This is a genomic window from Guyparkeria sp. (assembly GCF_046540515.1).
Lineage (GTDB): Bacteria > Pseudomonadota > Gammaproteobacteria > Halothiobacillales > Halothiobacillaceae > Guyparkeria.
The window spans coordinates 21004-31483 of the sequence record NZ_JBKHFB010000021.1; the positions used below are offsets into that span (position 1 = coordinate 21004).

General features: G+C 66.7%; 7 protein-coding genes. All 7 read left to right on the forward strand.

Going from position 1 to position 10480, the window contains the following annotated elements; all coding sequences use genetic code 11:
• The first annotated feature begins 106 nt into the window (after positions 1–106).
• The 7 genes from ACLFRM_RS04425 to dnaE all read left to right on the forward strand — a co-directional run bounded on the left by ACLFRM_RS04425 (position 107) and on the right by dnaE (position 10237).
• A complete protein-coding gene (locus ACLFRM_RS04425) occupies positions 107–2068 on the forward strand; it encodes an extracellular solute-binding protein (protein ID WP_410754507.1) in 1962 nt (653 codons plus the stop codon).
• Positions 2065–2730, forward strand: a complete 666-nt coding sequence (locus ACLFRM_RS04430) for a hypothetical protein (RefSeq protein ID WP_410754508.1) — start codon at positions 2065–2067, stop codon at positions 2728–2730. Before ACLFRM_RS04425 ends, ACLFRM_RS04430 begins: the two co-directional genes overlap by 4 nt.
• Positions 2731–3789 carry a microcin C ABC transporter permease YejB gene (locus tag ACLFRM_RS04435; RefSeq protein WP_410754509.1) on the forward strand — a complete coding sequence of 353 codons (1059 nt, stop codon included), beginning with the start codon at positions 2731–2733 and terminating at the stop codon, positions 3787–3789.
• A 145-nt stretch (positions 3790–3934) separates the two neighbouring features.
• A complete protein-coding gene (locus tag ACLFRM_RS04440; protein ID WP_410754510.1) occupies positions 3935–5008 on the forward strand; it encodes an ABC transporter permease in 1074 nt (357 codons plus the stop codon).
• A 291-nt stretch (positions 5009–5299) separates the two neighbouring features.
• Positions 5300–5698, forward strand: a complete 399-nt coding sequence (locus tag ACLFRM_RS04445) for a winged helix-turn-helix domain-containing protein (protein ID WP_410754511.1) — start codon at positions 5300–5302, stop codon at positions 5696–5698.
• A complete protein-coding gene (locus tag ACLFRM_RS04450; protein WP_410754512.1) occupies positions 5695–6531 on the forward strand; it encodes a ferritin-like domain-containing protein in 837 nt (278 codons plus the stop codon). Before ACLFRM_RS04445 ends, ACLFRM_RS04450 begins: the two co-directional genes overlap by 4 nt.
• Positions 6532–6712: 181 nt before the next feature.
• The gene (gene dnaE, locus ACLFRM_RS04455) at positions 6713–10237 is read left to right on the forward strand and encodes a DNA polymerase III subunit alpha (protein ID WP_410754513.1); all 3525 of its coding nucleotides are present in this window, start codon (positions 6713–6715) and stop codon (positions 10235–10237) included.
• The last annotated feature ends 243 nt before the right edge of the window (positions 10238–10480 follow it).

The following is a 10480-nucleotide window of genomic DNA, read 5'->3' on the forward strand; positions in this document are numbered from 1 at the left end:
GGTCTCTCCTGTGTTCCAAAGGTGGGAAGGGCGGCATCGAGGCTAACGGGTGTCGACCCGACGATGCTTGGCCTGCATTCGATTTTCACCGTATTGTATTCGCCTGATGACCAACAAGCACCCCACAACCGGGCATTGCCTCCCGGCCGACGCGGACTCGCCTGTCGTGCCGACGGGCGAGAACCTGCTTTCGCCGGACCGTCGCCTGTTCCTCCGGCGTATGGCCGGCCTCGGTGGCATCGCCGCGATGGGCGCCTGGCCTGGGCTGTCACAGGCCGCGGGCTTTGCCGAGGCACTCGGCTACGACCCCGGCTACCCGGTGGATTTCCCCCATTTCGACTACGTCAATGCCGACGCGCCTCGCGAGGGGTCCCTGACGCTCTCGGTGTTCGGCACCTTCGACTCGCTCAACCCCTTCCTCCTCAAGGGGCTGGCGGCCACCGGCACCAACTCCCTGCTGTTCGACACCCTGGTGGCACGCGCCTGGGACGAGCCGTTTTCCGTCTACGGCCTGCTGGCCGACCGGCTGGAACTGGCCGAGGACGGCCTGTCGGCGACGTTCCGCATCAACCGCGAGGCCCGCTTCGTCGATGGTCGGCCGGTCACCGCCCGCGACGTGGTATTCAGCTTCGAGACCCTGGTGGGCGAGACCGCGCACCCGCGCTACCGCTATTACTGGGCCGACGTGGTCGGCGCGACCGAGGTCGACTCTTCCCACGTGCGCTTCGATTTCCGACGCGCCAATCCCGAACTGCACATGATCATCGGCGAGCTGCCGGTGTTCTCCCGCGATGCCCTGGAGGACGTGGATTTCGCCGAGCACTCGCGCACGCCGTTGCCGGGCAGCGGCCCCTACGTGATCGAGGCGCTCAACTTCGGTCGGGACATCCGCTACCGTCGCCGCGACGACTACTGGGCACGCGACCTTGGCGTCAATCGCGGCCAGCACAACTTTCGCACGCTCGGTTTCAAGTACTACAAGGACGAGACGGTGGCGCTCGAGGCCTTCAAGGCCGGCGAGTTCGACGTCTACCACGAGACCAACTCCAAGCGCTGGGCGCGGGCCTACAAGGGCAGGCCGTTCGACGAGGGACGTATTCGCCGGCGCGAGATTCCGCATCGAAACAACGCCGGCATGCAGGGCTTTGCCATGAACACGCGCCGGTCGCTGTTCAAGGACCGACGTGTCCGACGCGCCCTGAACCTCGCCTTCGACTTCCACTGGTCCAACGTGCACCTGTTCTACGGGCAGTACAGCCGCTGCGAGAGCTACTTCGCGAACAGCGAGCTCGCGGCAGAAGGCATCCCGGAAGGCGAGGAGCTCGACTTGCTCGAACCCTACCGGGATCAGTTGCCGCCCGAACTGTTCGAGCGGGCGCACGTGGTGCCGTTCTCGCCGACCCCGGAGATCCAGCGCCGGCACCTCGTCCAGGCGCAGGAGTTGCTGGCCGAGGCCGGTTGGGAGCTCGACGCGGGCAAGCTGCGCAACGCCGAGGGCGAGACGTTCGCCTTCGAGATCATGCTGGCGCAGCGCGGGTTCGAGCGGATCGTCGCCCCGTTCGCCTACAACCTGCGCCGGCTGGGGATCGACGTCTCCTACCGCACCATCGACGTGGCGCTCTACCAGCGGCGCATGAACCGCTTCGAGTTCGACATCACGGTGGTCTCCTACGGCCAGTCGCAGTCTCCCGGCAACGAGCTGCGCGAGATGTTCGGCAGCGAATCGGCGGACCGCGAGGGGTCGAAGAACTACAGTGGTATCGACGATCCGGTGGTGGACGCCATGATCGAGGCGGTGATCTACGCCGAGGACCGCGAGGCCCTGGTCACCGCCTGCCGGGCGCTCGACCGCGTGCTGATGTGGAACGAGTACCTGGTGCCAAACTGGTACATCGGCGCGCATCGTCTGGCGTGGTGGAATCGGTTCGGCTATCACGATGACCCGCTGCCGCGCTACTTCAGCGGGGCCGAGTGGGTGATGCAGACCTGGTGGGAGACGCATGCCGAACCCCAGCCGGGACCGGTGGTCAACGACGTGAGCAGCCTGAATGGAGGGAGCCCGTCATGAACGCGACTAGCCCAGAGTTGCCCCGCACCGGTTTGCCGTACCGGTTTGGCGGGTGGCGGGTTTCCCGCCTGTTGCCCATGCTGGCGCTGATGGTGGGCGTGCTCGCCGGTTGCGCGGCGCCTCGCTACGCCACCGAGGTGCGCTATCTGCCGCCGGCGACCGAGGCGGGCCAGTCCTGCCTGCGGGGCTGCCACACCGACATGCAGGCCTGCCAGGCCGATTGCCAGTCGCGCCGACAGAGCTGCATCGCGGGCATCGAGCCCGAGGTGGACGCCGCCTTCGACCAGGCCCTGCGCCAGTACGACGCCGAGCGGCGCGTCTACATGCGCGAACGACAGTACTACCAGCTCGACCGGGCGATGCACTTCGGCCTGTACCGCGACCCGTTCTACTACGGCTACCCGAGCTCGTTCTGGCTGACCGACCACTACTACGACGATCCCCCCGTGCCGCCCGAGGCACCCAGCCGCGAGGCGATCCGCGCCGCGGTCATCGACGAGCAATGCAATCTCGATTGCGGCTGTCAGGCCGCCTTCGATCAGTGCTATGTCGGCTGCGGCGGGCAGATCGAGCGGCGCGTGGTCTGCGTGGAGAACTGCGATGACGAGGCGCCGAGGTCGCGGATCCCCGCCGAGCCGGCAGGCGGGCAGGGGGGCGACTAGATGGGGGCCTACATCGCCAAGCGCCTGGCGCTGATGATCCCGACCCTGTTCGGCATCCTGCTGATCTCGTTTGTCGTGATCCAGTTCGTTCCCGGTGGCCCGGTCGAGCAACTGATGATGCAGTTGAAGGGCGGCACGCAGGGCGCGGCGGCCGAATCCGGCGGGCAGTTCACCGGCGGGCTCTACCGCGGCGAGCAGGGGCTGGACGAGGAGCAGGTCGAGCAGTTCCGCGAGTTCTACGGTTTCGACCAGCCGGCCTGGCAGCGCTTTGGCGACATGCTCGGCAACTACCTCACCTTCGACCTGGGCGAGTCGTACTTCTACCAGCGCAGCGTCGGTGAGCTGATCGTCGAGAAGTTGCCGGTCTCGATCAGCCTCGGGGTCTGGACCTTCCTGCTCACCTATCTGGTCTCCATCCCGTTGGGGGTGGCCAAGGCGGTGCGCGACGGGTCTCGATTCGACTCGATCACCTCGACGGTCATCCTGGTCGGCTACGCCATTCCCGGGTTCGTGCTCGGCCTGGTGCTGCTGGTGCTGTTCGGTGGCGGCAGTTTCGTGCAGTGGTTTCCGCTGCGCGGTCTGACTTCGGACAACTTCGACCAGCTGTCGCTGATGGGGAAAATACTGGATTACCTCTGGCACCTGGTGCTGCCGATCACCGCGATGGTGGTGGGCAACTTCGCCGTGATGACCATGCTGACCAAGAACAGCTTCCTCGAGGAAATCAGGAAGCAGTACGTGCTCACCGCCCGGGCCAAGGGCCTGGCCGAGCGCACCGTGCTCTACCGCCACGTTTTCCGCAATGCGCTGATTCCGATCGTCACCGGCTTCCCGGCGGCGTTCATCGGCGCGTTCTTCACCGGCAGCCTGCTGATCGAGACCATTTTCTCGCTCGACGGGCTGGGGCTGTTGTCCTACAACGCCGTGCTGCAGCGCGACTATCCCGTGGTGCTGGGCACGCTCTACGTGTTCAGCCTGATCGGGCTGTTCGGCAAATTGCTGTCGGATCTCGTCTACGTCTGGGTCGATCCGCGGATTCATTTCGAGGCGGTGCGCTGATGTCGGCACCACGCAAAAGCGACGTTGCCATGCGGTGGCGGTGTGACCGGCGCGCCGGTTGCCTGCCTGTCGGCCCGGTCGGTCAGTTTGTCGGCGGGACGCGTTCCCGCAGTCGGTCGGCCTGTGCCGTTACTGCGAGGTGCGCATGAGCATTGTCGATGCCGGAGCCGACACGGCCGTCGCCAAGGGGGCCGGCGCCGAGGGCCAGGTCTCCACGGCGGCGCGCGCCTGGAAGCGCTTTCGTCGCCACCGGCGTGGCTGGATCAGCCTGTGGGTGTTCCTGGCGCTGTTCGTCCTGAGCCTCGGTGCCGAGCTGATCGCCAACGACCGGCCGTTGATCGCGCAATACCAGGGCGAGCTGCTGTTCCCGTTGTGGAACGACTACCCGGAGACGCGCTTTGGCGGTGACTTCGCCACCGCGGCGGATTACACCGACCCGCACGTGATCGACCTGATCGAGCGCGACGGCTGGGTGATCCGCGCGCCGATCCCGTTCTCCTTCGACACCATCGACTACTACAACGAGGAGCCCAACCCGGCCGCGCCCAACAGCCGCCACTTGCTGGGTACCGACGACCGCGGCCGCGACGTGGCCGCCCGGCTGATCTACGGCTTTCGCATCTCGGTGCTGTTCGCGCTCGCGCTGACGGTGGTCGGCACGGCCATCGGCGTGCTCGCCGGGGCGGTGCAGGGGTATCTGGGCGGCAAGACCGATCTGGTCTTCCAGCGTTTCATCGAGGTCTGGTCGGCGTTGCCGGAACTGTATCTGCTGATCATCTTCGCCTCGATCTTCGAGCCCTCGATCGGGCTGTTGCTGGCATTGCTGGCGCTGTTCGGCTGGATGGGGCTGTCGGATTACGTTCGCGCCGAGTTCCTCAAGGGGCGCAACCTCGACTACGTGCGGGCCGCCCGTGCCCTGGGTGTTTCCGGCCCGCGGCTGATGTTCCGCCACCTGATGCCCAACGCCATGACCCCGGTGATCACCTTCCTGCCCTTCCGCATCTCCGGGGCGGTGCTTGCCCTGACCAGCCTCGATTTCCTCGGCCTGGGTGTGCCGCCGTCCACGCCGTCGCTGGGCGAGCTGCTCTCGCAGGGCAAGTCGAACATCGATGCCTGGTGGCTGTCGGTCTCGACCTTCTTCGTGTTGGTCGGGACGCTGGTGCTGCTGATCTTCGTCGGCGAGGCCACCCGCGACGCGCTCGACACCCGCCGCGGCTGATCGGTACCCACTGCGGCGCGTCTGGCCGCCGTGCCGTTTTCCGGGTGATGGTCCAACTGAAACAGAGCTCGCGCCTCCTCGCTTGCAGGGCAAGCTCCCACACCGTCAGCTGGCCCCACTGTGGGAGTGTGGGAGCGCGCTCGCGCGCGAAGGCCGCGGCAGCGGCCGTCCCGACGTCAGGGCCGAAATGGGCGCAATCCATGTCTGGCACCTTGCCACCCGGCCGACCCCGTCGGGTATCATGACGCGGCCAGAGAGTTCTCCCACCGCCCCGTCACGGATCGAGCGCGCATGCCGAAGAAATCCCGCCAGAATCGCCTTCCCGGACAGGCCTACGCCCCGGGCATCCACGCCCGGCTGTGGCTGGTCGACGAGGCCGGCGAGCACTATCTCGGCGTGGGCAAGGTGCGGCTGATGGAGGCGATCGACGATCTCGGTTCGATCAGTCATGCCGCCCGCACGCTGGGCATGAGCTACAAGCGCGCCTGGTCGCTGATCCAGGAGGTCAACCAGCTCGAGGACGAGCCGTACGTGTCCAAGGAGGTCGGCGGCGCCGGCGGCGGGCATGCCACGGTCACCGAGGCCGGCCGCGCGGCGATTGCCCGCTACCGCGAGCTCGAGGACGACCTGCGCGCCTTCCTCGCCCAGCGGGCCGAGCGCAAGGCCGGCAAGCGGGGAGGGCAGGCATGAGTGTCTCGGTCCGGGAACAGGCCGGCATCCTGCTGCGCGAGAACGATCCGACCGTGAAGGCCGATGGCGTACGTGAACTGTACGACCGCGCCATGCATGCCCCGGACCCGGACGTGCCCACCCCGCCGCCGTCCGTCGAGCCGGTCCCGGACCCCGGCCGGCCCGAGCGCCCCGAGCTGGTCGCCCCGCGCGACGTGCCCAGGCGCGGTCCGGCCACGCCCGAGGGTCGCGCGTCGATGGCGCATTCGTTCGCGCACATCGAGTTCAACGCCATGAACATCGGTCTCGATGCCTGCTACCGCTTCGATGCCATGCCGGCGGACTTCTACCGCGACTGGCTGTCGGTGGCCCGCGACGAGGCCAAGCACTTCGAGCTGCTGGACGCCTACCTCCGCGAGCGCGGCTACCGCTACGGCGCCTTCCCGGCCCACGCCAGCCTCTGGGAGACGGTGCACGGCACCGAGCACGACGTGCTGGTGCGCATGGCGCTGATCCCGCGGGTGCTCGAGGCCCGCGGGCTGGACGTCACCCCCGGCATCCAGAGAAAGCTCGCCCAGTACGACGACCAGCCGCTGATCGATATCCTCGACGTGATCTACACCGAGGAAATCGAACACGTGCACATCGGCACCCGCTGGTTCCGCTACGCCTGCGAGAAGCGCGGCGTCGACCCGCGCACCACCTTCCGCGAGCTGTTGCAGCAGTACATGAGCGGGCGCATCCGCGGCCCCTACGACGAGTTCGGCCGCAAGGCCGCCGGCTTTACCGACGGCGAGATGCAGGACCTGAAGGACATGGAAGCCGAGACGCTCGCCATGCTGGAGGGCAAATGAGCGTGTGTCGCGTTGACGACCGCAGCGGGCCGAACGTGGCCCCTGTGGGAGCGAGCCCTGCTCGCGAATCGCGCCGACAGGCGCGAGTCCCGGTTTCCGTGCGGTGCCGGCGCGATCCCGGGACGGCGGCTATCGCCGCCTTCGCGAGCAAGGCTCGCTCCCGCACCGCGGAGGTGGCCGCATGAGCTTCGTCCACCTGCACGTGCACAGCGAGTACTCGCTGATCGACGGCACCCTGCGCGTCAAGGACGCCGTCAAGCACGCCAAGGAACGCGGCATGCCCGCCATCGCCCTGACCGACCAGGGCAACCTGTTCGCGATGGTGAAGTTCTACAAGGCGGCACTCGGCGCGGGCATCAAGCCGATCTTCGGCGCGGACTGCTTCGTCTACGAGAACGCCCAGACCCCGCCGTCGCGCGTGGTGCTGCTCGCGCAGAACGACACCGGCTTTCTGCATCTGACCGAACTGCTCTCGCAGGCCTACTGCGAGGGCCAGCACGACGACCGGCCCTGCCTGAACCGCGACTGGCTCACGCCCGAGAAGGCCGAGGGGCTGATCGCCCTGATCGGGGTGGACAGCGATCTCGGCCGCGGGCTGGTCCACGGACTGGACCACATCGTCGACGAGGCGCTGGCCTTCTGGACCCGGCGCTTTCCCGACCGGCTGTATCTGGAGCTCACGCGCACCAACCGCGTCAACGAGGGCGCGTTCATCGAGTCGGCGGTGGATCTCGCCATCGCCCGGAGCCTTCCGGTCGTCGCCAGCAACGACGTGCGCTTTCTCGACCAGAGCGACTTCGAGGCCCACGAGGTGCGGGTGTGCATCAACCAGGGCCGCACGCTCGAGGATCCGCGTCGCCCGCGCGACTACGCCGACCGCCAGTACCTGCGCAGTGCCGCCGAGATGCGCGAGCTGTTCGCGGACCTCCCCGAGGCGATCGACAACAGCCTCGCCATCGCCGAGCGCTGCAACGTCACGCTGAAACTGGGCGAGAACTTCCTGCCCAACTTCCCCACCCCGGCAGGGCAGACCGAATCCGACTACCTGCGCGAGCTCTCCGCGCAGGGGCTGGAAGAACGCCTCGAGCGCGTGCCGGCAGAAGATCACCAGACCTACCGCGAGCGGCTGGAACGCGAGCTGGACGTCATCATCCAGATGGGCTTTCCCGGCTACTTCCTGATCGTCGCGGACTTCATCCAGTGGGCCAAGCGCCAGGACATCCCCGTCGGGCCGGGGCGGGGCTCGGGTGCCGGCTCGATCGTCGCCTGGGCGCTGCTGATCACCGACATCGACCCGATGGCCTACGACCTGCTGTTCGAGCGGTTCCTCAACCCCGAGCGGGTCTCGATGCCCGACTTCGATATCGACTTCTGCATGGAAGGCCGCGACCGGGTGATCGACTACGTCGCCGAGCGCTACGGCCGCGACGCGGTCTCGCAGATCGCCACCCACGGCACCATGGCCGCCAAGGCGGTGGTGCGCGATGTCGGCCGGGTGCTGGGCTACCCCTACGGCTTCGTCGACCGCATCGCCAAGCTGATCCCGTTCAAGCCGGGGATGGACGTCTCGCTGGACGACGCCCTCGGGCGCACCGAGAAGAGCCAGAAGGAGCCCGAGCGCTATTCGGCCGACCTGAAGGACTTCTACGACCGCGACGAGGAAGTGCAGGCCATCATCGACATGGGCCGGGCGCTGCAGGGCCTGCCGCGCTCGGTGGGCAAGCACGCCGGTGGGGTGCTGATCGCGCCCTCCAAGCTCACCGACTTCACGCCGATGTTCTGCGAGGCGAACCACGCCTCGCCGGCCTCGCAACTCGACAAGGACGACGTCGAGGCCGTGGGGCTGGTCAAGTTCGACTTCCTCGGCCTGCGCAACCTCACCATCATCGACTGGGCGCTCAAGGCCATCAACGCCACGCGCGAGAAGGAAGGCCTCGAGCCGATCGACATCTCGGCCATCCCCATGGACGACGCCAAGAGCTTCGAATTGCTCAAGCGCTGCGAGACCACCGCGGTGTTCCAGCTCGAGTCCAAGGGCATGAAGGGCCTGATCAAGAAGCTCCAGCCGGACAACTTCGAGGAAATCATCGCCCTGGTGGCCCTGTTCCGCCCGGGCCCGCTCGACTCGGGCATGGTCGACGACTTCATCCTCCGCAAGAAGGGCGAGCAGCAGGTCGAGTACCTCCATCCCTGGCTGGAGGACGTGCTCAAGCCCACCTACGGGGTGATCGTCTACCAGGAGCAGGTCATGCAGATCGCGCAGATCCTGGCCGGCTACACCCTGGGCGGCGCGGACCTCTTGCGCCGGGCGATGGGCAAGAAAAAGCCCGAGGAGATGGCCAAGCAGCGCCAGATCTTCCTCGACGGCGCCAGGGAGAAGGGCGTGGACGTCGACGAGGCCGGCCGCATCTTCGATCTCGTCGAGAAGTTCGCCGGCTACGGCTTCAACAAGTCGCACTCGGCCGCCTACGCGCTGGTCGCCTACCAGACCGCCTGGCTCAAGGCCCACTACCCGGCGTACTTCATGGCCGCCGTGCTTTCCGCGGACATGGACAACACCGACAAGGTGGTCGGCCTGATCGAGGAATGCCGCCGCATGGAGCTCGAGGTCGTGCCGCCGTCCGTGCAGCGCTGCGCCTACCGCTTCACCGCTGGCGGCGAACGCGAGATTGTCTACGGCCTCGGCGCGATCCGCGGGGTGGGCGAGGGCGTCATCCAGCGCATCGTCGACGAGCGCGCCGAGAACGGCCCGTTCCGCGACATGAACGACTTCTGCCAGCGCGTCGGCGCGCAGGCGCTCAACAAGCGCGTGCTCGAGGCCATGGTCTGCGCCGGCGCACTCGACGAGCTCGGCCCGTCACGCGCCGCACTGCACGCCCACATCCCCGAGGCCATGAAGGCAGCCAGCCAGGTCGCCACCGCCGCCGAGGCCGGCATGAGCGACCTGTTCGGCGGCATGGACGAGCCGGAGACGGCAGTGGCCAGCCCGATCAAGCCGCTGCCGGAATGGTCGGACGACGAGCGCTTGCGCCTCGAGAAGAACATGCTCGGGCTGTACCTGACCGGCCACCCGATCAACCAGTACATCGACGAGATCAAGTGCTTCATCACCGGACGGCTCGACGAACTGACCGACAAGGCCGAGGCTGCCGCGGCCGCCGCCGGTGGCGGCTTCGTCCGCGGCACGCCGGCGGTGGTGGCCGGGCTGTGCGTCGCCGAGCGCACCATGCGCACGCAGAGCGGCGACAAGCAGCTGTTCGTCACCCTGGATGACGGCCACGGTCGCGGCGAGATGCGGCTGGTCGGCGACGACATCGAGACCCTCGCCGACCGCGTCGACCGCGACCAGCTGGTGATCGTCGAGGGCGACGTCTCCTTCGATTCGTTCAACGGCAACCTGCGGATTCGGCACAAGCGGCTCTACACGCTGGGTGAGGCGCGGGCGCGGTTCGCGCAGTGCGTCACCATCGCGCTCACTCCCGATTGCGGCGTCGAGGCGACCGAGCGGATGCTCGACATCATCGAGCCGTTCCGTGAGGGGGAGGGGTTGCCGGTGATCGTCGAGGTGCAGAGTGAGTTGGGGCGTGGGGCGTTTCGTCTCGCCGACGAGTGGCGGGTGGCGCCGGAGGCTACGTTGATGGAGCGGTTGAAGGAACTGGATACTGTGACGTGTGCGGCTCCTTATTATCCGTCACGATCCACGTAGTCCCGAGTTTTCTCTCGTCGAATTTGTTTGTTTTTCTGTTTTAACGGAGATTTCTTATGTTAAGGGATGAGCTGGAAACCGCAAAACGATCTGTTAATACCGACACATTGCAGATGTCTATCGGAGAGATAGCGTCTATGTATTCGCAAAAAGAGCTTGATATAATTCCTGAATTTCAACGTCTTTTTCGTTGGTCAGCTGAAAAGAAAACTGCATTTATAGAGTCCATTCTAATAGGCATTC

Excerpts from the sequence above, each read along its gene's own strand:
- ACLFRM_RS04430 (WP_410754508.1), top strand. The coding sequence starts at position 2,065 with ATGAACGCGACTAGCCCAGAGTTGCCCCGCACCGGTTTGCCGTACCGG.
- ACLFRM_RS04450 (WP_410754512.1), top strand. The coding sequence starts at position 5,695 with ATGAGTGTCTCGGTCCGGGAACAGGCCGGCATCCTGCTGCGCGAGAAC.
- ACLFRM_RS04425 (WP_410754507.1), top strand. The coding sequence starts at position 107 with ATGACCAACAAGCACCCCACAACCGGGCATTGCCTCCCGGCCGACGCG.
- ACLFRM_RS04435 (WP_410754509.1), top strand. The coding sequence starts at position 2,731 with ATGGGGGCCTACATCGCCAAGCGCCTGGCGCTGATGATCCCGACCCTG.
- ACLFRM_RS04440 (WP_410754510.1), top strand. The coding sequence starts at position 3,935 with ATGAGCATTGTCGATGCCGGAGCCGACACGGCCGTCGCCAAGGGGGCC.
- dnaE (WP_410754513.1), top strand. The coding sequence starts at position 6,713 with ATGAGCTTCGTCCACCTGCACGTGCACAGCGAGTACTCGCTGATCGAC.
- ACLFRM_RS04445 (WP_410754511.1), top strand. The coding sequence starts at position 5,300 with ATGCCGAAGAAATCCCGCCAGAATCGCCTTCCCGGACAGGCCTACGCC.